At 61.7% G+C, this 23278-nt stretch carries 27 protein-coding genes; 10 read left to right on the top strand and 17 right to left on the bottom strand.

Annotation, left to right across the window (positions count from 1 at the left end; translation table 11 throughout):
* Both ACIQUB_RS30390 and ACIQUB_RS30385 read left to right on the top strand, forming a co-directional pair.
* Positions 1–177: 4Fe-4S dicluster domain-containing protein (locus ACIQUB_RS30390; RefSeq protein WP_402935115.1), on the top strand; the 177-nt coding region annotated here is incomplete at its 5' end.
* 10 nt (positions 178–187) lie between these two features.
* On the top strand, positions 188–721 hold the full coding sequence (locus tag ACIQUB_RS30385; RefSeq protein WP_162737467.1) for a GNAT family N-acetyltransferase: 534 nt from the start codon (positions 188–190) through the stop codon (positions 719–721).
* Here ACIQUB_RS30385 and ACIQUB_RS30380 read toward each other — a convergent pair.
* Complete coding sequence (locus tag ACIQUB_RS30380; RefSeq protein ID WP_113237387.1) at positions 712–1077, bottom strand: type II toxin-antitoxin system VapC family toxin; 366 nt, start codon at positions 1075–1077, stop codon at positions 712–714. The two genes, ACIQUB_RS30385 and ACIQUB_RS30380, sit on opposite strands and share 10 nt — an antisense overlap.
* Positions 1074–1310: a type II toxin-antitoxin system VapB family antitoxin gene (locus ACIQUB_RS30375; RefSeq protein WP_113237386.1), complete on the bottom strand. Its 237-nt coding sequence runs from the start codon at positions 1308–1310 to the stop codon at positions 1074–1076. The genes ACIQUB_RS30380 and ACIQUB_RS30375 overlap by 4 nt, the downstream gene beginning before the upstream one ends.
* A gap of 173 nt (positions 1311–1483) precedes the next feature.
* Here ACIQUB_RS30375 and ACIQUB_RS30370 point away from each other — a divergent pair, with 173 nt between their 5' ends.
* A complete protein-coding gene (locus ACIQUB_RS30370; RefSeq protein WP_113237385.1) occupies positions 1484–2104 on the top strand; it encodes a L,D-transpeptidase in 621 nt (206 codons plus the stop codon).
* A 42-nt stretch (positions 2105–2146) separates the two neighbouring features.
* On the opposite strand, the gene mgtE is transcribed toward ACIQUB_RS30370, so the two are convergent.
* Complete coding sequence (mgtE, locus tag ACIQUB_RS30365; protein WP_113199243.1) at positions 2147–3523, bottom strand: magnesium transporter; 1377 nt, start codon at positions 3521–3523, stop codon at positions 2147–2149.
* A 320-nt stretch (positions 3524–3843) separates the two neighbouring features.
* Positions 3844–4857, bottom strand: coding sequence for a zinc-binding alcohol dehydrogenase family protein (locus ACIQUB_RS30360; RefSeq protein WP_113237384.1), 1014 nt, complete (start codon positions 4855–4857; stop codon positions 3844–3846).
* Between the two features lie 103 nt (positions 4858–4960).
* Between ACIQUB_RS30360 and ACIQUB_RS30355 the strand changes: the two genes are divergently transcribed.
* Positions 4961–5368, top strand: a complete 408-nt coding sequence (locus ACIQUB_RS30355) for a helix-turn-helix domain-containing protein (protein ID WP_113237383.1) — start codon at positions 4961–4963, stop codon at positions 5366–5368.
* On the opposite strand, the gene ACIQUB_RS30350 is transcribed toward ACIQUB_RS30355, so the two are convergent.
* Positions 5339–6556 (bottom strand): MFS transporter, encoded by a 1218-nt coding sequence (locus tag ACIQUB_RS30350; RefSeq protein ID WP_113237382.1) that lies wholly within the window; start codon positions 6554–6556, stop codon positions 5339–5341. The two genes, ACIQUB_RS30355 and ACIQUB_RS30350, sit on opposite strands and share 30 nt — an antisense overlap.
* Before the next feature lie 298 nt (positions 6557–6854).
* Between ACIQUB_RS30350 and ACIQUB_RS30345 the strand changes: the two genes are divergently transcribed.
* The gene (locus ACIQUB_RS30345) at positions 6855–7799 is read left to right on the top strand and encodes a diacylglycerol kinase family protein (protein WP_113237381.1); all 945 of its coding nucleotides are present in this window, start codon (positions 6855–6857) and stop codon (positions 7797–7799) included.
* Here the strand turns inward: ACIQUB_RS30345 and ACIQUB_RS30340 are convergent.
* Complete coding sequence (locus tag ACIQUB_RS30340; protein ID WP_113237423.1) at positions 7796–9148, bottom strand: glutamine synthetase family protein; 1353 nt, start codon at positions 9146–9148, stop codon at positions 7796–7798. The genes ACIQUB_RS30345 and ACIQUB_RS30340 overlap by 4 nt on opposite strands.
* An 83-nt stretch (positions 9149–9231) precedes the next feature.
* Between ACIQUB_RS30340 and ACIQUB_RS30335 the strand changes: the two genes are divergently transcribed.
* Positions 9232–10599, top strand: coding sequence for an aspartate aminotransferase family protein (locus ACIQUB_RS30335; protein WP_113237380.1), 1368 nt, complete (start codon positions 9232–9234; stop codon positions 10597–10599).
* A 7-nt stretch (positions 10600–10606) separates the two neighbouring features.
* Here ACIQUB_RS30335 and ACIQUB_RS30330 read toward each other — a convergent pair whose 3' ends face one another.
* Positions 10607–12103: a glycosyltransferase family 39 protein gene (locus ACIQUB_RS30330; RefSeq protein ID WP_113237379.1), complete on the bottom strand. Its 1497-nt coding sequence runs from the start codon at positions 12101–12103 to the stop codon at positions 10607–10609.
* Complete coding sequence (locus ACIQUB_RS30325) at positions 12096–13112, bottom strand: glycosyltransferase family 2 protein (protein WP_402935409.1); 1017 nt, start codon at positions 13110–13112, stop codon at positions 12096–12098. The genes ACIQUB_RS30330 and ACIQUB_RS30325 overlap by 8 nt, the downstream gene beginning before the upstream one ends.
* A 69-nt stretch (positions 13113–13181) precedes the next feature.
* Here ACIQUB_RS30325 and ACIQUB_RS30320 point away from each other — a divergent pair, with 69 nt between their 5' ends.
* Positions 13182–14144, top strand: coding sequence for a lysylphosphatidylglycerol synthase transmembrane domain-containing protein (locus ACIQUB_RS30320; protein ID WP_113237377.1), 963 nt, complete (start codon positions 13182–13184; stop codon positions 14142–14144).
* Positions 14145–14159: 15 nt separating this feature from the next.
* Here the strand turns inward: ACIQUB_RS30320 and amn are convergent, their stop codons facing one another.
* The 3 genes from amn to ACIQUB_RS30305 all read right to left on the bottom strand — a co-directional run bounded on the left by amn (position 14160) and on the right by ACIQUB_RS30305 (position 16499).
* Positions 14160–15662 carry an AMP nucleosidase gene (gene amn, locus ACIQUB_RS30315; RefSeq protein ID WP_113237376.1) on the bottom strand — a complete coding sequence of 501 codons (1503 nt, stop codon included), beginning with the start codon at positions 15660–15662 and terminating at the stop codon, positions 14160–14162.
* A 118-nt stretch (positions 15663–15780) separates the two neighbouring features.
* Positions 15781–15990 (bottom strand): hypothetical protein, encoded by a 210-nt coding sequence (locus ACIQUB_RS30310; RefSeq protein WP_247750131.1) that lies wholly within the window; start codon positions 15988–15990, stop codon positions 15781–15783.
* A gap of 170 nt (positions 15991–16160) precedes the next feature.
* Entirely contained in the window at positions 16161–16499 is a 339-nt protein-coding gene (locus tag ACIQUB_RS30305; protein ID WP_047513524.1) for a DUF2147 domain-containing protein, read from the bottom strand.
* Between the two features lie 437 nt (positions 16500–16936).
* Between ACIQUB_RS30305 and ACIQUB_RS30300 the strand changes: the two genes are divergently transcribed.
* On the top strand, positions 16937–17203 hold the full coding sequence (locus ACIQUB_RS30300) for a sel1 repeat family protein (protein WP_018898836.1): 267 nt from the start codon (positions 16937–16939) through the stop codon (positions 17201–17203).
* Between the two features lie 134 nt (positions 17204–17337).
* Here the strand turns inward: ACIQUB_RS30300 and ACIQUB_RS30295 are convergent, their stop codons facing one another.
* The 3 genes from ACIQUB_RS30295 to ACIQUB_RS30285 form a co-directional block, all read right to left on the bottom strand.
* Positions 17338–18450, bottom strand: a complete 1113-nt coding sequence (locus tag ACIQUB_RS30295; RefSeq protein ID WP_402935398.1) for a pyridoxal phosphate-dependent aminotransferase — start codon at positions 18448–18450, stop codon at positions 17338–17340.
* A 91-nt stretch (positions 18451–18541) separates the two neighbouring features.
* Complete coding sequence (locus tag ACIQUB_RS30290) at positions 18542–18937, bottom strand: hypothetical protein (protein ID WP_018898834.1); 396 nt, start codon at positions 18935–18937, stop codon at positions 18542–18544.
* A gap of 109 nt (positions 18938–19046) precedes the next feature.
* A complete protein-coding gene (locus tag ACIQUB_RS30285) occupies positions 19047–19448 on the bottom strand; it encodes a DUF2177 family protein (protein WP_018898833.1) in 402 nt (133 codons plus the stop codon).
* 181 nt (positions 19449–19629) lie between these two features.
* Here ACIQUB_RS30285 and ACIQUB_RS30280 point away from each other — a divergent pair, with 181 nt between their 5' ends.
* The gene (locus tag ACIQUB_RS30280) at positions 19630–20073 is read left to right on the top strand and encodes a host attachment family protein (protein WP_112980838.1); all 444 of its coding nucleotides are present in this window, start codon (positions 19630–19632) and stop codon (positions 20071–20073) included.
* Between the two features lie 59 nt (positions 20074–20132).
* Here ACIQUB_RS30280 and ACIQUB_RS30275 read toward each other — a convergent pair whose 3' ends face one another.
* Positions 20133–20465 carry a hypothetical protein gene (locus ACIQUB_RS30275; protein WP_113237422.1) on the bottom strand — a complete coding sequence of 111 codons (333 nt, stop codon included), beginning with the start codon at positions 20463–20465 and terminating at the stop codon, positions 20133–20135.
* Positions 20466–20811: 346 nt separating this feature from the next.
* Between ACIQUB_RS30275 and ACIQUB_RS30270 the strand changes: the two genes are divergently transcribed.
* On the top strand, positions 20812–21243 hold the full coding sequence (locus ACIQUB_RS30270) for a glyoxalase superfamily protein (protein WP_113237374.1): 432 nt from the start codon (positions 20812–20814) through the stop codon (positions 21241–21243).
* 66 nt (positions 21244–21309) lie between these two features.
* Here the strand turns inward: ACIQUB_RS30270 and iolB are convergent, their stop codons facing one another.
* Both iolB and iolE read right to left on the bottom strand, forming a co-directional pair.
* Positions 21310–22107, bottom strand: coding sequence for a 5-deoxy-glucuronate isomerase (gene iolB, locus ACIQUB_RS30265; RefSeq protein ID WP_111561063.1), 798 nt, complete (start codon positions 22105–22107; stop codon positions 21310–21312).
* Positions 22108–22316: 209 nt separating this feature from the next.
* The gene (gene iolE, locus ACIQUB_RS30260) at positions 22317–23234 is read right to left on the bottom strand and encodes a myo-inosose-2 dehydratase (protein ID WP_047513507.1); all 918 of its coding nucleotides are present in this window, start codon (positions 23232–23234) and stop codon (positions 22317–22319) included.
* Positions 23235–23278: the final 44 nt, after the last annotated feature.

Below are 23278 nucleotides of genomic sequence, written 5' to 3'. Positions count from 1 at the left end.
ACGCGCTACTGTCCTGCCGGTGTTTACGAGTGGGTCGAGAAGGACGGGCAGGAGACCTACGTCATCAACGCCCAGAACTGCGTCCACTGCAAGACTTGCGACATCAAGGATCCCAACCAGAACATCAACTGGGTGCCGCCGCAGGGCGGTGAGGGGCCGGTCTATCCGAACATGTAAGGCATAAGCCATGAGCGCTACCCTTGCGACCAGGCCGGCGCACATGGGAGAACTGCCGCGCCTGACCGAGATCGAACTCGACGCCTTCGCGACATTGGCGGAGGCGTTGGGCATCTCCGACGCCGCGCATGCCTTGCCGCACGCTATCCTGCAAAAGGCACTCGAAGCCGGCCTGCTGATCGTGGCTGCAGACGGCGACGATCACCCAGTCGGTTTCCTCGCGGCGGAAGAAATCCACGACACCCTCTATGTGACCGAACTCGATGTCAGCAGGGACTGGCAACGAAGGGGCGTCGGCCGACGCCTGATGTCCCAGGCTGTCGAAATGGCAAGGACACGCCGGCTTTCCGCGCTGACATTGACGACGGACCGCCACGTCCCGTTCAACGCACCTTTCTACCAATCCATTGGCTTCCAAACAGTAGACGGCGCGAACATGCCGCGATTTCTGCGGGCGAAGATCGATGACGAGATCAGCAACGGCATGGACCCGAAACGGCGCGTGGCCATGGTGCTGCCGCTTGGGCGACCGACTCAGGGCTGAAAGCCGACTCCTAGCGCGGTCGCGATTCGAGCAAGACGTTTGTCGCGGGTAAAGAGACGGGAGCCTGCGGACAGCATCACGGATGCCAGAAGATGCGCATCGACATAGCCAATTCCGCTTCCCATCAAGGCGTGCCGACTTATGAGCGCCAGCACTTCGTCGTTCTTGGCGACGCTGGCTTGCGGCAACTCGCCTAGCGCTTGGATCGTCGCGTCGTAACGCGGCATGAACCCAAGCGCGATTTCTCCGGTAACAAACGGATGGACAAGTACCTGATTACGCTTGAGCAGGAATTCGACCTGTTCGTCGTTTTTCCGCAGATGGTCGATCCAGATCGATGTGTCGAGCAGGATCACTCCGACAAATCCATGTCGACGTTCCCACCCCAGGTGCCGTCCTCATTCCAGCGACGGCGCGGGGGCGCTTTCAAATCTGGCGCGCTGCCACCGAGCATGATCAAGCGACGTGCTGCCTCCTGCTGGATCAGGCGCGTGAGAGCCTCTTTCAACAAAGCGGAGCGTTCGTTGATACCAGTCACCTCTTGTGCGCGCTCAATCAAATCGTCGTCCAGCGTCACTGTCGTTCGCATTTAAGCCTCCGCATCAAATCGTGCATCTAATGATGCGCCTTTCCGCAACAGATGTCGAGAAGCACCTCACAACCTCTTAACGAATGCGTTACCGCCGGCACACGCTTAGCAGTTCATTAACCATAATCTCCGTAACTTCGGTCTCATCAACCGAACGTTAAGGATCTGCTTCGATGTCGCTTTCCCGCCGTGGTTTCGTTCTGGGCGTCTCCGCGCTTCTCGCCGGCTGCGCTTCAAGCGGTCCTGATCATCGTGCCAACTACGCGGCCATTCCGGCCGAGAAGTTTCCGCTGCCGGCCATGCCGATCGACAAGATTGATCCGGAGCTTCGTCGCCAGCAGGTCAGCTACGCCTCGAGCTATAGCCCCGGCACCATCGTCGTCGATACGCCCGCCCGCCGCCTCTACTACATCCTCGGTGACAATCAGGCGATGCGCTATGGCGTTGGCGTCGGTCGGGAAGGGCTGGCCTTCGCGGGTGGCGCATATGTCGGGCGCAAGGCCGAATGGCCGAGCTGGACGCCGACCGAAAACATGCAGCGCCGCGAAGAGCGCTACCGCAAGCTCGCCGGCGGCATGCCGGGTGGCCCGAACAACCCGCTCGGCGCTCGCGCCATCTATCTCTACCGCGGCGGCAACGATACGCATTTCCGCATCCACGGCACCAACCAGCCGCAGTCGATCGGTCTTGCCATGTCGAGCGGCTGCATCCGCATGCTCAACCACGACGTCATCGATCTCTACGAACGCGTAGCACCCGGAGCGCAGGTCGTCGTCATCCAGGCAACGGCCTAAGTTACAATGAGAAACGGGGCCTGAGCGGCCCCGTTTTCCTATTTAAAGCAATGTGCCGCTGAGGATCAGCAGCGCCACCGAGAAGTAGATCACCAGCCCGGTCACGTCGACCAGCGTGGCGACGAAGGGTGCTGAGGCGCTCGCCGGATCGAGCCGCAGCTTCTGCAGCACGAAGGGCAGCATCGAGCCGGCCACCGAGCCGAACGTCACGATCCCGATCAACGCCGCGAAGATCGTGAAGCCGACGAGGATCCAGTGCTCGCCATAGTCATAGAGCCCGATATTCTGCCACAGGATGATGCGGGCAAAGCCGACGGCGCCGAGGATCGAGCCGAGCACGATCCCTGTTGGTAGTTCGCGCAGCAGAACCCGCCACCAGTCCGACAGCTTCAGCTCGCCCAACGCCAGCGCCCGGATGATGAGCGAGGTCGCCTGCGAACCAGAATTACCGCCGGAGCTCATGATCAACGGCACGAACAGCGTCAGCACGATCGCCTTTTCCAGCTCGCCCTCGAAATGCTGCATGGCGCTCGCCGTCAGCATCTCGCCAAGGAAGAGGGCGCAGAGCCAGCCCGCGCGCTTCTTCAGCATGCCGGCGAAGCTGATCGCCATGTAGGGCTTTCCAAGCGCCTCCATGCCGCCAAACTTCTGCGCGTCTTCCGTCTGGTCGGCGATCATCGTGTCGATCACGTCGTCGACGGTGACGATGCCCAGCATATGGCCGTTCTCGCCGATAACGGGCAGCGCCAGCAGATTATGCTTGCGGATCAGCCGCGCCACGTCCTCCTGCGTCATCAGCGGATCGGCCCGGACGATGCCGCCCTGCTGGGCGACGCTCAGCACCGAGGCCTGCGGCTCTCCGTTGATGAGGCGGCGCAGCGTGACGACGCTCGTCAGCGCCTGTGTCTCCACGTCGAGAACATAGATCGCATAGACGGTCTCGCGCGAACGCTCGACCTTGCGGACATGCTCCAATGTCTTCTCGACTGTCCATGTCGCCGGCACGCTGACGAATTCCGTCGTCATGATGCTGCCGGCCGTGCGCGGCGGATAGCCCATGAGGTGCTGCACGGCGAGACAGGTCGCGCGGTCGAGCTTGGAAAACAGGTGTGCCCGTGCCCCGTCATCCATTTCCTGAAACAGGTCGGCGACGCGGTCGTTGGCGGTGGCGTTCAAAAGCCGTGCGGCTTGCTCGACCGGCATTTCGGTCAGCATCGCGGCGGCATGGTGCAGCTCCGGACGTCCGAGTATGCGGACGGCCTTCTGCTGCGGCAGCGTGGCGAGGATGGCCGCTGCTTCTGGAATTTCGAGCGCGTTCAGACGCTCGACGCGTTCAGCCGTGGTGATGGCACCGAGGCTGTCGCTGGCAAAGAAACGGGCGGCATGGCCTGCCCGCAGAGGGAAGCGATTGATGTTCATATAGCTCGCCTTTCCGTCGATCCGCCGCAGCGTCCGACGGGCGAGCCCGATCGATATCGGTCAGCGCACGAAGGCCGCGTACGGCAAAGGCAATCGACTACTACTGTCGCTTGGCATCGTGAGATGGCTCCATTGATATCCGCTCGGAACGGGCGTTCCGTGCGTGATGCTGTAGGTGGTCCCAAACGCTGAAAAAGTCAAGCGGGGTAGGTGGTTGCGGCGAGAAAGCCGCGCAGGTCGCGCGGCTTTCTTCGTGGGCGTGATGAATGAGTCGCTTCTTTATGCCGAAATGCTCATCCAACAGGACAAGCGGGCAGCCATCAGAAGCCCGCGAGCACGAGCTTTCCCTTGGTCTTCCCGCTCTCGATCATCGCATGCGCCGTCTTCAGGTTGGCCGCATTGATCACGCCGAGCGTCTCGTTCAGCGTCGTGCGGATGGTGCCGGCATCGACCAGGCCGGCGATCTTGTTCAGGAGCTTGTGCTGTTCGATCATGTCTGCGGTGTTAAAGAGCGGGCGCGTGAACATCAGCTCCCAATGGATCGAGATGGCCTTGCGCTTGAAAGGCACGATGTCGAGCGTCTTCGGATCATCGATGAGCGCAAAGCGACCCTGCGGCGCGATGGCCTCGACGATATCCTGCAGGTGGTCGCTGGTGTTCGTCGTGGAAAACACGAAGGCCGGAGCGCCAATGCCAAGCTCAGCCACCTGCGCAGCGATCGGCTTCGAATGGTCGATCACATGATGGGCGCCGAGTTCCTTCACCCAGGCCTGCGTTTCCGGCCGCGAGGCGGTCGCGATCACGGTGAGGTCGGTCAAGGCACGGGCGATCTGGATGGCGATCGAGCCGACGCCACCGGCGCCGCCGATGATGAGGATGGCGTTGGCGGCACCCGGTACCGCATCCTGCACCTTCAGGCGGTCGAACAGCGCCTCATAGGCGGTGATCGAGGTCAGCGGCAGGGCAGCGGCGGCCGCGAAATCGAGGCTTGCGGGCTTGCGGCCGACGATGCGCTCATCGACCAGATGGAATTCAGCGTTGGAGCCGGGGCGGTTGATCGCGCCCGCATATGCCACCTCGTCACCGACCTTGAAAAGCGTCACATCAGGACCGACCGCCTTGACGATACCGGCCGCGTCCCAGCCGAGCACCTTGAACTCGCCCTCTGCTGGCGCCACGCCGGCGCGGATCTTGGTGTCGACGGGATTGACCGAGACGGCTTTGATCTCGACCAGGAGATCATGGCCGGTAGCCTCGGGCATCGGCAGGTCGACATCGATCAGCGACGTCTCGGCGGAAATGGGCTGCGGGGCGGTATAGGCGACGGCGCGCATGAAAAACTCCTGTGTTTGTTGCACGGGTGCTAGATGCGTCTTACGTTGGGAGTGCGCAAGAATGCACAAATTCTGTACGTAGTACCCGAAAGGATACCGTCAAATGTCGTTGCCGAGAGACAAGCTGACCGAGAATTTCCCCGGATGCCCGGTCGAGGCGACGTTGAGTTTTCTGGATGGCAAGTGGAAGGGCGTGATCCTCTTTCACCTGATGGAAGGCACGCTGCGCTTCAACGAGCTGCGCCGCAAGCTTCCATCGGTCACGCAGCGGATGCTGACCAAGCAGCTTCGGGAACTGGAGGAATGCGGTCTGGTGTCGCGCACGGTATTTCCCGTCGTGCCGCCGCGCGTGGATTACGCGCTGACACCGCTCGGCAGGACATTGAAGCCTGTCATCGCGGCCTTGGCCGCTTGGGGCGAGGAAAACATATCCTGCCGCCCCAGCGGCCGCCACCTCAGGGATGTGGCGGCCTGTGAAGGGTCAGCCGCGGCTGCGGCGATCGAGGCGTAGCGAAGCCGCGAAGACGACGATGCCGAGCGCAGACAGGATCGCGCCGACATAACCCGTCGAAGCCGAGCCATAGCCCCAGGCGATGACGAGGCCGCCGAGCCACGCGCCGAGCGCGTTGGCGATGTTGAAGGCGGAGTGGTTGGAGGCGGCCGCCAGCGTCTGCGCGTCTGCGGCGACATCCATCAGGCGGGTCTGCAGCGCCGGACCGGCGGCAAAGCCGCAACCGATCAGGAAGACGCAGAGGCCGAGCATGAAGGGGCTGGAGGCGGTCAGCGAAAACAGCGTCAGCACGATGATGTTGAAGACCAGCGAGCCTCCGATCGTGCCCATGATCGACTTGTCGGCGAGCCAGGAGCCGACGACATTCCCCGCGTTCATGCCGACACCGAACAGCACCATCATCACGGCGACCATGCCGGGCTGCAGCATGGCGACGCCGGTGGTCGTGTCGGCGATATAGCTGAACATCGCGAACATGCCGCCGTAGCCGACGGCCGCGATGGCGAGCGTCAGCAGCACCTGCGGCCGCTTGAAGGCGCCGAGTTCGCGCATGAAGCTCGCACCCTCGGACACTTCATCACGCGGCACGTAGTACCAGATCAGCGCCATGGTCACGAGGCCGATCACGCCGACGGCGGTGAACGCGACGCGCCAGTCGAGCGACTGGCCGAAGAAGGTGGCGAGCGGGGTGCCGAGCAACGTGGCGATCGTCAGGCCCAGCATGACGCGGCCAACGGCGCGGGCGCGCTTGTGCACCGGCACCATCGATGCGGCGACGATCGCGGCCACGCCGAAATAGGCGCCGTGCGGCAGGCCGGTGATAAAGCGCAGCACGGTGAAGCTCTCGAACGAGGGAGCCATGGCGCTCAGGATATTGCCGACGGCGAAGATCCCCATCAGCAGCAGAAGAAGCGAGCGGCGGGCCATCTTGGCGGCTAGCACGGCAATCACGGGAGCGCCGATGACGACGCCCAGCGCATAGGCGCTGATGACATAACCTGCCTGCGGGATGGTAACGGAAAACGTGCCGGCGACATTGGGAAGCAGGCCCATGATCGCGAACTCGCCGGTGCCGATCCCGAAGCCGCCACATGCAAGCGCCAGCTGCACGAGCGCTACCGCCATGGGCGAGGGCGCCTCGGAGACGGGGATGTCGGCGATGGAATCGTTTACGGCGACCTGGCTCAAGCGCGAGCTCCTTCGGCATGCAATGGCTTGGAACAGTCGCGCAATGAATGTCACTGCCGGACGGACAAGCGGAAAATGAGGGAGATGGAGCGCCTGCTCCAACACGGTATTAATTTACGATTTGTCGGGAGGCGTCATGTGCGTTTTATGCAGCGCAGCATCCCGCCAGGCGCATACGTGAGCGGCGTAACGGTTCCACCCGCGCGCTGCGGTGTCATTTGGCAGGCCATCTGCTTGAATTTGCACGCTGAGCAACCATGTCTAACCAGCGCATGAGCGGATGGACAACAGGAACTCGATGAAGCTTATAGGTTTTTTCAACCGCGATGGCGGCACCTTTCGCACGACCGACATGGAGGCGTACGAGAAGCATGCGGAACGGGTGTTCCGCGAAGCCGGCCATGATTTCGAGGCGGTGGTCTTTCCCGGCAAGGAGATTGTTCCGGCGATGGAACGTGCCGCACGCCGTGACGATATCGAAGGAATCGTCGCCGGCGGTGGCGACGGCACCATTTCGGCCGCATCCTCCATCGCTTGGAAGAACGGAGTAGCGCTGGGCGTCATCCCGGCCGGAACGATGAACCTGTTTGCGCGATCGTTGCGCATTCCGCTCGATATCTGGCAGGCGCTGGATGTTCTGGCATCGGGCGAGGTCGATCATGTCGATATCGCCAGCGCCAACGACCGCCCTTTCATTCACCAGTTCTCGGCCGGGCTGCATGCACGCATGGTCCGCTATCGCAATTCCTACAGCTATCGGTCCCGGCTCGGAAAAATGCGCGCCAGCACCCGCGCGGCCTTCGGTGTTGTGCTCAACCCGCCAGAATTCGAGGTCGAGTTCGAGGCGATCGGCATCAAGGAGCGCCGCAAGGTGTCGGCCGTGTCGGTATCGAACAACCCCTTCGGCGAAAACGCGCTGCTTTACGCCGATACGCTGACATCGGGCGAGCTCGGCTTCTACACCGCCAAGCCCTTGAAGCCATGGGGCGTAGCGCGGCTCGCCATCGATCTCCTGCGCGGCAAGGTGAGGGAGAACGCCGACGTGATGATCATGCACCCGGCCGAAGTGCATCTGCACTTCCCGAAGGTGCACTCCAAGGCCAATTGCGTCATGGACGGCGAACTCCTGCCGCTCGCCCGCGACGTGGCGCTGAAGCTGCACCCCGGCGAACTCAAGGTTCTTGTCCGGCAGGGGCTCGCCGCTCAGGTCGATGAGGCCGAACGCCGGGAGCCGACGTCCTAAAGCCGCGGCAGATAGGTGCGGCAGTCGAAGTCGGACACGGTCCGGAGATGCGTGATTGCCTCCTTCCGCTTCGTGTCGCCATAAAGCTTCTGGTAGGCCTCGCCGAAGACATCCGCGATGAACGGCGACGCCCTGAAGGTCTCGACTGCCGTCAGGAAGTCATGCGTCAGCTTGGTCGTATTCTCTGGCATATGCGACGGCGTTGTCTCCTCGCCGGGATCAAGCTCGTTGTCGAGCCCAAGCAGCATGCCGCCCAGGATGGCCGCGAGCAGCAGATAGGGGTTGGCGTCGGCACCGGCAACGCGGTGTTCGATGCGGGCGGCCGGGCCGTTCTTGTCGGGGATGCGGATCGCCGTGCCGCGATGCCCGTAGCCCCAGGTGAGATCGACCGGTGCGAAGGAACCCGGCTGGAAGCGGCGGTAGGAATTGGCGAACGGCGCGAACACCAGCTGCGCATCGCGCATGCTTTGCAGCATCCCGGCGCAGATCGATTTCAGCTTCGTCGCCTCGCCACCCTTGGCATCGAGGATGTTGCGGCCCTCGCTGTCGATGATGCTGGCATGCACATGCAGGCCGGAGCCGGCGTGATCCGAATAGGGCTTGGCCATGCAGGTGGACTTCAGCCCGTGCTTGCGCGCTGCCTGTTCCACGATCCGCTTCAGGTAAATGCAGTCGTCAGCGGCAGCCAGCGCGTCGGCGCGGTGCAGCAGATTGATCTCGAACTGGCCAGGGCCGAATTCCGCCGTCGTCGCATCCGCTGGCAGCCCCTGCGCCTTCGCATAAGCGCGCACTGTCTGGAGATAGTCGTCGAGCGCATCGACTGCATTCATGTCGTAGAGCTGGAAGCCGTTCGGATCGCCCTTGTAGGTCAGGCTTGCCGGCGGCATCGGCCGGCCGCTCTCGCGCCAGTTGGGCGCCACCACGTAGAACTCGAGCTCCGTGGCGACAACTGGCGTCAGCCCTCGCTCGGCATAGCGGTCGAGTACCGATTGCAGGATGGCGCGCGGGTCCATGAAGCTCGGCGTGCCGTCGAACTCATGCATGGTGGCGAGCACCTGTACGGAGCCCTCGGGCGCCCAAGGCATCGGCGTCAGGCTGCGCTTGTCGGGAATGCACTGGCCATCGGGATCGCCGACGGAGAGCGACAGCCCAGTGATATCATCATTGTCGTCGCCCCAGATATCCAGCGACTGCGTGGAGGAGGGAAGGCGGACCTCGCCGGCCCACACCTTCTTCTGCGCGTCCAGCGGGATCTGCTTGCCGCGCAGGTCGCCATTCATGCCAACCAGCAGGATTTCGATGCGCGGATCGCCATCCGCAGCTTTGCCGTGCATGTTGTCGCTCGCCATGATCTTGAAAATCCCCTCGGACAAGGCCAAGGTCGTAACTCATTGGGAAGAGGCTTTCAATATCCGAGGGTGTTTAGCAAATCATGTCTGATACTTACGCGCGCTCCAATCTCGCCGCCATCGATGCCGCTCATCATCTGCATCCGTTCTCCGATATGAAGAAGCTGAATGCGGACGGCACCCGCATCATCCAGCGCGGCGAGGGCGTGCACGTCTGGGACAATCACGGCCGCAAATATCTCGATGGTTTTGCCGGCCTCTGGTGCGTCAATGTCGGCTATGGCCGCAACGAGATCACCGAGGCGGTGGCGCGGCAGATGAACGAGCTGCCCTACTACAACACCTTCTTCGGCACCACGACGACGCCGACGACATTGCTTGCCGAAAAGGTCACGGCCCATGCCGGCCCGCGTTTCAACCACGTCTTTTTCACCGGTTCCGGTTCCGAGGCCAACGACACATGGTTTCGGATGGCCCGTGTCTACTGGAGCGCCGTAGGCCAGCCGTCTAAGAAGATCGTCATCTCCCGCAAGAATGGCTATCACGGCTCGACCGTCGCCGGCGCCAGCCTCGGCGGCATGAAATACATGCACGAGCAGGGCCACCTGCCGATCGAGGGCATCGTCCATATCGGCCAGCCCTATTGGTATGGCGAGGGCGGCGATCTCTCTCCGGCCGAATTCGGCCTCAAGGTTGCGCGTGAACTCGAAACGAAGATCGATGAGCTCGGCGAGGATAACGTCGCCGCCTTCGTGGCCGAGCCGGTGCAGGGTGCGGGCGGCGTGATCATCCCGCCGGAAACCTACTGGCCCGAGATCGCCCGCATCTGCAAGGCGCGCAACATCCTGCTCGTTGCCGACGAGGTGATCTGCGGCTTCGGCCGTCTCGGCGAATGGTTCGGTCACCAATATTTCGGCGTCGAGCCGGATTTGGCACCGATCGCCAAGGGCCTCTCGTCAGGTTATCTGCCGATCGGCGGCGTGCTGGTCAGCGACCGCGTCGCCGATGTCCTGATCAACGAGGTCGGCGATTTCAACCACGGCTTCACTTACTCCGGCCACCCCGTCTGCGCCGCCGCCGCTTTGGAGAACCTCAGGATCATCGAGGATGAAAAGCTGGTGGAGCGCGTCCGCGACGATATCGGCCCGTACTTTGCCAAGGTCTGGGGCGCGCTCGGCGATCACGACCTCGTCGGTCAGGTCCAGAGCGTCGGCCTGATGGCCGCGCTGCAGCTTGCCGCCGACAAGACAACCCGCACCCGCTACGAAAAGCCCGATGCCGTCGGCACGCTTGTCCGCAATCACGCGCTCGCCCACGGCCTCATCCTGCGCGCCACCGGCGACCGCATGCTGGCATCGCCGCCGCTCGTCATCAGCCACGAGGAAGTCGACGAGATGGGACGTATAACCAAGCTTGCGCTGGATGCGGCGTGGAAAGAGCTGAAGGCTTGAGGCCGGCTTACTTCGGATAGATCCAGACGTAGCTGAACCCGACCTGATCCTCCGGCCGCCCCCGGTGATAGGGGACGGAGGTGCTCTTCACGTCTACCGCGCTATATTGTTCGCCGAGGTTCTGGGTGATCCATTCAGCCAGCAGCGGCGGCAGTGCCTCTCCGCTATCCTTGGTGATCCACACAAGCAGGATCGGCCGCTCGGCCGTCCACTCGTAGCCGATCTTCATATTGTCGAAGAACCGCGACATCAGTGGCACATCCGGCCATTGCAAGTGAAGATTGCCAGCCGGCAGCCAGCTGTCGGTCACGATGAGACCCGGCGTCTTGCTCTCCTCAGCAGCAATGTGTTTGGCAAAGCCGCTATAGGGCACGTTGTAGGCCTCGTACCGACCAAACAAGGTGGGCAGGTTCGGCCTGGCGAGCAACGCCGCCGGGATGACGATCATCAGAACCAGCGGCACGACGATGAAGCGGCGGAAGTGACTGTCCGCGCGATGGCCGGCGGCCTGCATCTTCAGGCAGAAATAGATCGGCATGAGGAACAGGAACGGCAACAGCCATCGGTCGCGCAGCGAGGTCATGCCGATCGTGACGACCAGAACCAGCACCAGAAGCGCGATCGTAACGAACAGTGCTCCGAAGAACCGCGTCCATTCGGAGGATGCGCGAAGGCTATTCCAGAAGGAGCGGCCGAAGACGATCGCGTAGACGATGACCGTCGGCGCCATGATGACCAAGACAAGCCGCAGAAACTTGAATGGCCCCTGCACCAACTTCGCGAACGCCGTGTCTGGTGCTTCCTGCTTCATGATCCCGAGTGTGCGCCCGGAGGCGATGTCGAGATTGTGCAGCAGCCAGAGCCCGTGCGGTAGAAAGATCAGCACAGCAAGCACGATCGACAGCAGGAAACGCCGATCCATGATCCGCGCGCGTCCTTGCGGGTGCAGCCATACGGCGGGCATTGCGGCCACTGCGACGAGCGTGAAATTGTATTTCGACAGCATCCCCAATCCAAGCGCCAGCCCCATGAAGGCATAGGAGCCGAGCGACGGCGCCTTCAGCGTCTTGATCACGCCATAGAGAAACAGGTTGATCGTCAGAAGCTGGATGACGGTATGCGTAAGGTCGCGCTGCGCTTCCCAGAAGAGCTGCGGAATGGTCAGCAGCGAAAGCGTCGCGATGACAGCGTAAAGCTTGTCCTCGAGCACCTCGCGGGCAAGCTTGTAGTAGGTCAGGTAGACGAGAAAGAGCACCAGGTTCTTGGTCGCGGAGACAGTTGCCAGCGACAGGCCGAAGAACCAGACGACGATCGACTGCAGCCAGTTATAGAGCGGCGGCTGCGAATCATAGCCGAGCGTCAGCCACTGCGAGACGAACGCCTGTTGCGACTCGTCAAATCTCAGGCCGTGCGGCTGCAGGAGACGAACAATAAACTGGATGCAGAAATACCCGGCGATCAGCCAGACGACGGCATCCGGCTTACGCGCCAGGAGCTTATGCATTCTCGTTTCCGTCGAAGATGCGCTGCACGATGTAGTTCGGCGAGACGTCGTCGCGGTAATAGGTCCGCGCGATCATTTCGGCGAGGATGCCCGTGGTGATCAGCTGCACCGACGACAAGAGAAGCACGATGCCGACCATCAGCATCGGTCGGGTGCCGATATCATTGCCCATGATGAACTTGTCGAAGAACAGATAGATCAGGATCAGCGCCGACAAGCCGCCGATGCCGAGACCGAGCGAGCCGAAGAAATGACCCGGGCGTGCCTTGTAGCGCATGAAGAACATCACCGAGAGCAGGTCGAGAATCACGCGGAACGTGCGCGAGATTCCATATTTCGACTGGCCGTGCGCGCGGGCATGGTGGGTGACCACCATCTCGCCGATGCGCGAGCTCGGAACGACGCCCGCGACCCAGGCCGGAATGAAGCGGTGCATCTCACCCATCAGCTTCACCTGCTTGATGACCGAGGTGCGGTAGATCTTCAGGCTGCAGCCATAGTCGTGCAGCTTGACGCCGGTGATGCGGCCGATCAGGTAATTCGCGCACCACGAAGGGATCTTGCGCAGAAAAAGCCCGTCCTGGCGGTTCTTGCGCCAGCCGACCAGCAGGTCGAGTTCGCGCCGCTCGAGTTCGGCGACCATCTGCGGGATGTCGTTCGGATCGTTCTGAAGGTCGCCATCCATGGTGGCGATCAGGCGGCCGATGGCCGTGTCGATGCCCGCCTGCATGGCGGCGGTCTGGCCGAAATTGCGCTGCAGCGCCACGATGCGAAGCGAGAGGCCGTCGCGGCCGATATGCTTGCGGGCATTGACGAGCGTGGCGTCGGTGCTGCCATCATCGACCAGGATGAGCTCCCAGCGGTCGGGGTAGCGCGTCATCGCCGAGCAGATGCGATCGACCAGCGGGCCAACGCTTTCTTCTTCGTTGAAGACGGGGACGACCAGCGATAGTTCGACGGGAGCAGCGGCGCCGATCGCGCCTGAAAGTGTTTCTGCCGTTGTCTGCAACACGTATTTCTCCTAAAACGCCGCCCAGTGGTGCCGCTCTTCTGTCGGCCGAAGGCAGGAAGCTAGTACATGAAGTCTCCGGTGGTTGCCAGCCGACAATCCTGGTTCGCACGCAATCGAATGCTGCTGCTCACGGTTTTCATCATCGCGGCCTATGCCGGCTTTATCGAGTGGTTCTGGGGCTGGTCTACCATTCTGCAGCAATGGGCCGAGGTCGGCGTGCTGACGATCGTTGCTGCGCTAGCGCTTTTGACCAGCACCTATTTCCTGCGCACCTGGCGCATCTACGATTACTTCCCGCGCGAAACCAGCGGCCGCTTCCCGGCGCTCTTTCGTGTCACGCAAGTTCATAATCTCTTGAACATCATGCTGCCGTTTCGAACCGGCGAAACCAGCTTCCCATTGCTGATGCGCACCGAATTCGGCATCCCGCTGGCGCGGGGAACGGCGGCGCTGCTCGTCATGCGTCTTCTCGACCTTCATGCGCTGTTCGCGGCCGCAGGGATCGGCTTCGCAATCGCCTCGTCGCACAAACTGGTGGCGTGGCTTTTGTGGGCCGCCTTCCTGCTATTGCCGGTAGCGGCATTCGCGGCGCGCAAGCCGCTCGTGCGGCTGGCAGCGAGGCTCCTGCCGGCGAAACTGCAACACTTCATCGCCGAGATCGAAAATGGCCTGCCCGCAAACGCCTCGGCTTTCGCACGCGCTTGGGCGATGACGGTCATCAACTGGTTGGTGAAGGTGCTGGTGCTTGCCTGGGCGCTGCGGCTGATGGGCGTAGTGCCGGCCGCTGCAAGCTTCGGCGGCGCGCTTGGCGGTGAGCTGTCGTCCGTACTGCCGATGCACGCCCCTGGCGGTGTCGGCACCTATCCGGCGGGCATCACGGCAGGGGCCGTTGCCTTCGGCGCATCGAGCGACGCCACGGATATTGCGGCACTCGCTCGCGCGAGCATCAATGCCCATCTGCTGATCATCGTTTCCGCACTCACAGGAACGGCAATCTCCTTGCCGTTCGGTCGTCGTCGTATCTCGTGAGGCAGGCGAGGCGGCCTATTGGAAGGCCGTCTCGAAGAAGCTTCTGAGCTTGCGTGAATGCAGCGTTTCCGGCGGCATGGCCGCAAGCTTCTGCACGGCGCGGATGCCGATCTGCAGATGCTGGTTGACCTGCGTGCGATAGAAGGCCGTCGCCATCCCCGGCAGCTTGAGTTCGCCATGCAGCGGCTTGTCGGATACGCAAAGCAGCGTTCCGTAAGGCACCCTGAAGCGGAAGCCGTTGGCGGCGATGGTCGCCGATTCCATGTCGAGTGCGATGGCGCGGGCTTGGCTCAGCCGCTTCACCGGTCCGCGCTGGTCGCGCAGTTCCCAGTTGCGGTTGTCGATCGTGCCGACGGTGCCCGTGCGCATGATGCGCTTGAGCTCGAAGCCCTCGTAGCCGGTGATCTCGGCCACGGCCGCCTCCAGCGCCACCTGCACTTCGGCAAGCGCCGGGATCGGCACCCAGACCGGCAGGTCGTCGTCGAGAACGTGGTCTTCGCGCATATAGGCATGCGCCAGCACGTAATCGCCCAATCGCTGGCTGTTGCGCAGGCCGGCGCAATGGCCGAGCATCAGCCAGGCATGCGGGCGCAGCACCGCCACATGGTCGGTGATCGTCTTGGCGTTGGACGGGCCGACGCCGATATTGATCATGGTGATCCCGGCATGGCCCTTCTTCTTCAGGTGGTAGGCGGGCATCTGCGGCAGGCGCGACAGCGTCGCATCCGTCTCCGGCGTGCTGGAGCCGGCATGGGTGACGATGTTGCCGGGCTCGACGAAGCAGGTATAGCCATCGCCGCCGTCTGCCATCAGCTTGCGCGCCCAGGCGCAGAACTCGTCGATGTAGAACTGGTAGTTCGTGAACAGCACGAAATTCTGGAAGTGCTGCGCGCCGGTCGCCGTATAGTGCGACAGGCGGGCAAGAGAATAGTCGATGCGCTGCGCCGTGAAAGGCGCAAGCGGCGAGGGCTCGCCCGGCGGCGGGATATATTCGCCGTTGGCGATCTCGTCATCGGTGGTGTTGAGGTCAGGTGTGTCGAAGAGATCGCGCATCGGCACGTCGACGAAGGCCGACGCGGACGCCTCCACATGCGCCCCTTCGCCAAAGGCGAAATGCAGTGGGATCGGCGTGGTCGATTCGGACACGACGACGGGCACATTGTGATTGCGCGTCAAGTGCCCGAGCTGTTCCTTCAGATAGTGCCGGAAGAGCGAGGGACGGGTGATCGTCGTCGTGTAGATGCCCGGTGCCGTGACATGGCCATAGGAGAGACGCGTGTCGATATGGCCGAAGCTTGTCGTCTCGATGCTCACCTGCGGATAAAACGCCCGGTAGCGCGAGGTGATCGGCGCGCCCTGCGCCAGTTCCTTGAAGTGCTCGATCAGGAAGGTCGTGTTGCGCTCGTAAAGCTCTGTCAGCGCTTCGACGGCCTTGATGGGATCGTCGAAACTTTGCGGCTTGAAGAGGCTCGGAGACGAGACGTCGAGGGCGGCAGAAGGAGAGATTCGGTTGCTCATGAGGCATTATAGTACGTCGTTCTTAACAAGCAAACGACGCGTGCATGACCAGCATGACAAGACCTGAATGATCAGGATGACCGGCAGCCGGGGTCGGCGGTTGCCGGTCGCGGTGGTGTCAGTTGACGCTGGTGCAGATCGGGTTGGTTCTGTCGACGCAGGTATAGTTCGCGCCGAAATGCGACTGCGCGCCGCCGCCGGCATTGCGGTTGACGGCCGCCGAGAACGAGACGGCGAAGATCGCCGCGAACAGCGTGATGATGGTGAAGCGTCTTGCCATGATAAGCACTTCCGTATCCTTGCCCATGTGCCATGTTCCGAATGTCATGTGTGCGCCGGGTGCTGCTTGCGACGCAGTGCACTTTAGAATGACACCGTTTTGCCATGGTCAGGCTGAACCGATGCTGAGATCGGAATTCATCCGCCGTTCATGAAACAAGCATGGGCGGGAAGGACGGAGGAGATGCGCCCGATGGGCCGGGCACATCGGATATCGTCTTACAGGCGTGTCCAGGTCTGCGACTTGCAGAGCACGGCCAGCACGCAGCCCTTCATCTTCAGCGAGTTGCCGGAAACCGTGCCCGAGCCGCTATAGGTCTTGTCGTTGCTGGGATCGGTGATCTCGCCATTATAGGTGCCGTCCTTGCCCGTCAGCGTGCCGATCTTGCGCCCCGCATATTTGCCCGTCTTCAGCGTAATGCAGTAGCTGCCGCCGCAGGATGCGATCACGGCGGTATCGCCCGCCACCGTCTTCCAATTGCCTGCGATCGGCTCCTCGGCATGCGCAAGCGTTGCGGAGAGCGCCAATGCGCTCGCCAGAATGAGACTGCGGATCATCTTATTCCTCCCTGATGTCCTGAGGTTGCGGACGATAGCTTACGCGAACGTAAAGGTAAATATTCGCGGGTTCCGGCATGGTCGAAGGGGCCTGTTCGCGAAGACGAATTTCCGTGTGTTTTCATTTCGCTGCTGATTTCGTGGTGAATGAAGGGTTGATTTTCAAATCTGAATTTTTCCTTAAACAAATGCCGGAACCCTTAATGAGCAGGCGATCCGATGTTTAACAAAAACCCAATTTTACCAAGCGTTTGCACTTTGTTTGTCTCAAATTAATCATGCATTTTAGGCGTTTTTTGAAGGGCTTGCTGCATATTGGACCCATCAAACGAGCGGGGCAAACCCGCCGAACCGAAGAGACCGAACGCCGCGTTAGACGGCAAGGCTCCGAGGTAAAACAGGGTAAGTCGATAACAGGCTAAACAGGGATAAAACCGATGGCACGCTTTGAAATGCACAATGCTGAAACGGCCACCATGGGTGGCGAAAACAACGCCGATGTCTTCTGCGAAATGGGTCTGATGTACGCGACAGGTCGCGGATGCTCCGTTGACCTCGTTGCGGCCCACAAATGGCTGAACATCGCCGCCATCAAGGGCCACGATCGCGCCGCCGAGCTGCGCGCCGATCTTGCGGCCACGATGGACAAGATGCAGCTTGTCGAGGCGCTGCGCGCGGCTCGCGAATGGATGACGGTGCACTAAGCGACTGTCAGTGCCGACAATTCAATAAAAACAATAACCTCGAAGAGGGGATGGCGAGGCGCCATGCGGAGCCTGCGCCGACATATCGAACCGCGACCGGCAGGAACAAGGCCGGCGCGGTTCTTGTCGTTTGATCAGCCGATCGACTTCAGAACCTGAGGCAGTGCTGCCTCGAACAGATCCATATCGGCGGCCGGGCCGACGCTGACGCGAATGCAGCGGTTAAGCGGCGCCACCCCAGGCATACGGATGAACACGCCATGCTGCATAAGCCCGTCGACGATCGCCCGCGCATAGGTGCCGTCGCGGCCTGCGTCGACGGCGACGAAGTTGGTGGCCGAAGGCAGCGCCCGCAGGCCATTGGCATCGGCGATACCGGCAATCCGCTCGCGCGCGGCGTGGATCTTGGCAATCACCTCCGAGAGATAGGCCTGATCCTTGAGCGCGGCGATTGCGCCGGCGACAGCCATCCGGTTCATGCCGAAGTGGTTGCGGATCTTGTCGAAGGCGAGCGCAGTGCCCGGTGTCGAGATCGCATAGCCTACGCGCGCGCCGGCAAGGCCGTAGGCTTTGGAGAAGGTGCGCGTCCTGATCACGTTTGGCAAATCGATCAGCGATGCGATCGACGGCAGGGCGCTGGCCGGACCCGTTTCGCTATAGGCCTCGTCGAGGATCAGCAGCGTGGTCTCGGGGATAGCGCGGGCAAAGGCCACCACGCGGTCGGCATCCCACCAGCTACCCATCGGATTATCAGGATTGGCGAAGTAGACCAGCGGCGGATTTTCGCGCTTCACCGCATCCAGCAATCCGTCGAGATCTTCGCGATCGCTCACATAGGGAACGGTGACCAGCCGGCCGCCGAAGCCCGCCACATGAAAGTTGAACGTCGGATAGCCGCCGAGCGACGTGACGACGGGTGCGCCGGGTTCGATCACCATGCGCACGATCTGCCCGAGCAACTCGTCGATACCGCCGCCGATGGCGATATTGGCAGCGCTCGTGCCGAGATGGGCTGCAAGTGCTTCCTTCAGGTCGTGGTTCTCGGGGTCGCTGTATTTCCAGATATCAGCGCCCGCCTCGCGCATTGCCGTCAGCACTGATGGGGCGGGGCCGAAGCCGTTTTCGTTGGCGCCGATGCGCGCCTTGACGGCGAGGCCGCGTTGACGCTCGATGGCCTCAGGGCCGACAAAGGGAACGGTGGAGGGCAGGGCGCTGACAAGCGGTGTGAAGCGCGAGAAGGCAGACATTGAAGGGCATTTCCCAAGGCTATGAAAATCGCGCCAACAATAGGCGCTGATGGTGCCATGGCAAGGACGATTATTCCCCTGGGAAGCCTATTTACATGCTGATCGTGCGGCTTGCGCTGATCGCTTCCATATTGCCGATCATGAAGTCGGCACGCACGACGCGGCGCAATACCTCGGGTTCGATCGTGTTGATGAAGCGCACATGCAGGCGCTCATTGCGCCGTGATACCTCGGCGCAGCCAATGCGGTAGGCGAGCCCGAGAATGTTGAGATAGTAGTGCTTGGGAAGACCGGTCGCCGAAGCGACAAGAAGCGTGGCGCCGCCGCGGGAGATATCGATGATCTCGGCGCTGCGCATCGAGACACCCGTCAGACAGGGCCGCACGGCGACGATGCGGGCCGGACGCCGCACGTTGAACTGCTCCCACCGGGTCTCGTAAATCTCCGATTTCACCGTCGTGAGGTGCGTGTTGTTGAGCATCGACATCGCAGGCACACTCCTAAAATCAGGAAAATCCTAGTCTTTCCAATGGAGCGTCACATGAATGCTTTGCGCAATCATCAATGAAGTCACTACAATTTTAGTGAATGAGAATTTAACTGAAGGCTCGGACGGCAAAAAATCCACCGGCGGCCGTCATGGCAGTGATAAAGCCGCCCCAGGCGAGATCGACGATGCTCATCAGCGGCGGCCAGTTCTTCAGCGTGGCGAGGTTCGTCACGTCGTAGGTCCCGTAGGCGGCAAGCCCCAGGATCAGGCCGTAAATGACGGCGGTCCACAGGGACCCCGACGCGATCGCCGGAAGCACGGCAAGCACCACAACGGCGACGGCGAAGAAAAGATAGAAGATCGCGGCGATGCCGAAATTCGGTGACGGCAGCATCAGATCGCCGAGTTGATCGCGATAGAATGTCCGGGCGACGAGGCCGAGCCATATGGCATCCAACACGAGCAGGGTACCAAATGAACCGGCATAGGCGACGAGAGCTGTTTTCATGATCCTGTCCTGACGTTTGCCTCTCTGTACGTGCTCTACACGGATTGGATTGCCTATCGCGCGAATTCCACAAATCGTTGAACTCTTTACGACCCCGGGCGTTTGCTTCTTGTTCACGAGCACAGATTTGTGCTCCCGAGTGCGAATTTCGCGCTCAAGATACAAGATCAAGGAGACTGATATGGCTGACATCAGAGTGCCGCGAAATTCCTGGGTTGTGGTATGCGACGGAGGCAAGGCTCTGATTATGCAGAATGACGGCGACGTTAGCGGCGTCGATCTCAAGGTCAGGGAAACCCTGGCGCAACCGAACGAACCCGATCGCGAAATCGGCACCGACAAGCCTGGCCGGGCCCATAGCGCGGATGGTCGGGGCAGCGCAGTCGAGGAACTCGATTGGCATGATCAGGCCGAGGCCGAATTCCTCAAGCAGATCGCGTTCAAGCTGGATGACCTGATCATCGAGCAGGATGCGACCAACATCGTGCTGGTGGCGCCGCCCCGCGCGCTCGGAACGCTTCGTTCCAACCTCAGCGTCGAGGCGCAGGCGATCATCTCGGCCGAAATTCCCAAGGATTACACGAACCTGCCGATCGACCAGATCGAACGGCGACTGGCGGCCTGACGATATCAGGCGAAGCCGGAGCGGGCGCGAGCCCGCTCTTTTTCCATGGGTGACTGGTCCTAGTTTTCGAAGCTCAGGCGCAGTACGTGGTGCAGGAATTCCGGATTGATCAGCATGTTGAAGCTGATCGTCGCAAGGTCGCCCTCGCGCTTCACCAGCGTCGCACCGATCTCGTCCTGGATGCCGAGAATTTCGAGGAAGAAATGGTTTGGCATTTCGATCGACGCATTCACTTCGAGCGTCGCGCCGGCGAGCGTGATGCTGCGGATCAGGCAACGGAGTTGGGCAGCGGTGCTGAGGTGATGGCCGACGAAAATGATCTTGCCGGGGCGATCGAGCGCGAATTCCCGGTAAGCCTGCTCCGGTTCGGGATGTGCAGTATCGAGGTGCATCTGAAAGGCCATGGTCGCCTCCGCTGGTTGTCTGGTTTCAATCTAGGGCAAGTGTGCTGAATAGTTCTGAAAAAGATCTTTAAAACTAGATGCTTATGTAGATTGCGGCGCTCAAAAGTCCCATTTTTAGGCAATATTCGTCAGTTCTGCCGGAAATTTGCGCAGGTTGACAGATGCGCGTCCCTGCCTCATACCGAAAACCGGTTCGAGACGCCTGCCGCTCGCGGATGAAAATCCATGGTGAAGATCTCCTGCAATGAACGGTCACAGCCCTTGTGCATGCTGACTGGTGGCAATGCGAGCTCCCAACTGCTTCGAACAGCATGCCTTTTTGAAAGGCTGAACCATGAACTATCCTTCGATCGACGATCTGAAGGCCCAGGCAAAGCGATTACGTGGCGCTATGGAATCCAGCGGCACACCGATCTCGCATAGCGCGGCTCTCGAGCTGATCGCCAGCCAGCACGGCGTTCGCGACTGGAACACGCTGTCGGCGCTGGCAAGCAGACCCAACACGCCGCCGCTTGCCGCACTCACCGTCGGCGGGCGGGTCAGCGGCCGCTACCTCAATCAGCCGTTCACTGGCAGGATCCTGGCGCTTGGCGAACAATCCGGCGGCCTGCACAAGCTGACGCTTCACTTCGACGAACCCGTCGATGTCGTCACCTTCGAGAGCTTCTCGGCCTTCCGCCAGAGGGTCAACGCGCAGGTCGACGAAAACGGCGTTTCCCCGCGCAAGACCTCGAACGGCCTGCCGCAGCTCGTGCTCGACATCTGAGGCCCCGTGGCTGAAACGAAAAAGCCGCGCTGTCGAGGCGCGGCTTTTATCGTCATGCTTCCGGTTTCAGGCCTTGAGCAGCCATTCATGCTCCGGCGCGTTGTAGAACTTCCAGACGCGCTTCGGGCCGGCCATCACGTTGAGATAGTAGAGATCGTAGCCGTGTGTGGCAGCGCAGGGGTGATATCCCTTAGGCACCAGCGTCACGTCGCCATCTTCGAGCACCATCGCCTCGTCGAGCGACCGATCGTCTGTATAGACGCGCTGGAACCCGAAACCCTGCGGCGGGTTCAGGCGGTGATAATAGGTCTCCTCGAGGAAGCTCTCGTTCGGCAGGTTGTCCTGGTCGTGCTTGTGCGGCGGGTAGGAAGAGGTATGCCCGCCCGGCGTGATCACCTCGACGACGAGCAGCGAATAGGCCGACGCGTCATCCTCGGGCATGATGTTGTTGACGTAGCGCACATTGGTACCCTTGCCGCGCGTCAGCGCCGGATGCGTGCCCGGCGGGATCGCCTTCGCCTCATAGGCGCCGCCGCCCGGCGCCGAGCAGACCGCCAGCTCCAGATCGGTCTCGGCCGTCACCGACCATGCCGATTCCATCGGGATATAAAGCGCATGCGGTGCCCCATCGAACGGGCTCATCCGTTCGCCGAGCGTGCCGAAATCCCGCGTGCCGGCGCTGGCCTTGCCCTTGCCGCTCACCCAAACGAGGCACACTTCGCGCTCGCCGGTTTCGCCGGACACGGTCTCGCCAGCTTTCAGCCGATGCATGTCGAAGCCGACATAGGTCCAGCCGGCGCTCTCGGGCGTCACATGGGTGACGCGGCCGTGTGTGCCTGTTGGTTTGACTTTGAGGTTTGGCATTTGTTTCTCCTCGTGAACATTCGTGGATGTGGCGCCCCCCTCTGTCCTGCCGGACATCTCCCCCACAAGGGGGGAGATCGACATGCGGTGAGGTTTACGCCAAACAATGAAGGTAGAGCGAGCGGCTGCGCCCAGCCAATCTCCCCACCTGTGGGGGAGATGCCCGGCAGGGCAGAGGGGGGTATCTCACCCACCTTTCTCGCGTACGACTACCCCTTCGGAAACCCTTCCGTCTCCACCGTATACCCAGCAGCCGTCATCACCCGCATCAGTTCGGCGTGACCGATCTCCGCCATTTTCTGCGGCGGCGCCTTGCGCGGGTCCTGCTCGGCCTCGACGACGAACCAGCCCTCATAGCCGTAATCGGCAAACCGCTTCACGATCGCCCCGAAATCGAGCGACCCGTCGCCCGGCACCGTGAAGGCGCCGAGCGCCACCGCGTCAAGGAAGGACTGCCTGCTGCGATCGAGACCGTCGACCACCGACTTGCGGATGTCCTTGACGTGGACATGGTTGATGCGGGCGTGGTGGTTGTCGATCGCGCGCAGCACGTCGCCGCCGGCAAAGGCGAGGTGGCCGGCATCGAGCAGCAGCGGAATGCCGGCGCCCGAGTTGCGCATGAAGGCGTCGAGTTCCGGCTCGGTCTCGACCACCGCCGCCATGTGGTGGTGGTAGGAAAGCGGCATGCCCTGTTCCGCGCACCATTCGCCGAACTGCGTGACCTTGCGGGCATAGGCCTTCATCTCGTCATCGGAGAGCTTCGGCTTGGTGGCGAGCGGCTTGGAGCGGTCGCCCTGGATCGAGCGGCCGACCTCGCCGTAGACGATGCAGGGCGCGTCGACCGCTTTGAAGAGCTCGATCATCGGCTGGATGCGATCCTTGTTGGCCGCGAGCTCCTCATCGACCAGCGTGCCGGAGAACCATCCCCCGCACAGCGTCACGTCGGCAGCCTTCAGGATCGGCAGCATCTCGCGAGGATTATTGGGGAACCGGCGTCCCTGTTCCATCCCGGTAAAGCCGGCGCCGCGCGACTGGCGCAGGCATTCCTCGAGCGATACGTCGTCGCTGAGCTCAGGAAGATCGTCGTTCCACCACGCGATGGGCGACATGCCAAGTTTGGCTTTCATTGTTGTTTCTCCTCAAATGTTTGTGCCCGGAGCCCCCTCATCCC

The sequence above is a fragment of the Rhizobium sp. NPDC090275 genome (assembly GCF_044772225.1).
Taxonomy (GTDB): Bacteria; Pseudomonadota; Alphaproteobacteria; order Rhizobiales; family Rhizobiaceae; genus Rhizobium.
Note: the sequence above shows the minus strand (reverse complement) of the source record. Positions and strands in the feature narration are given on the sequence as shown.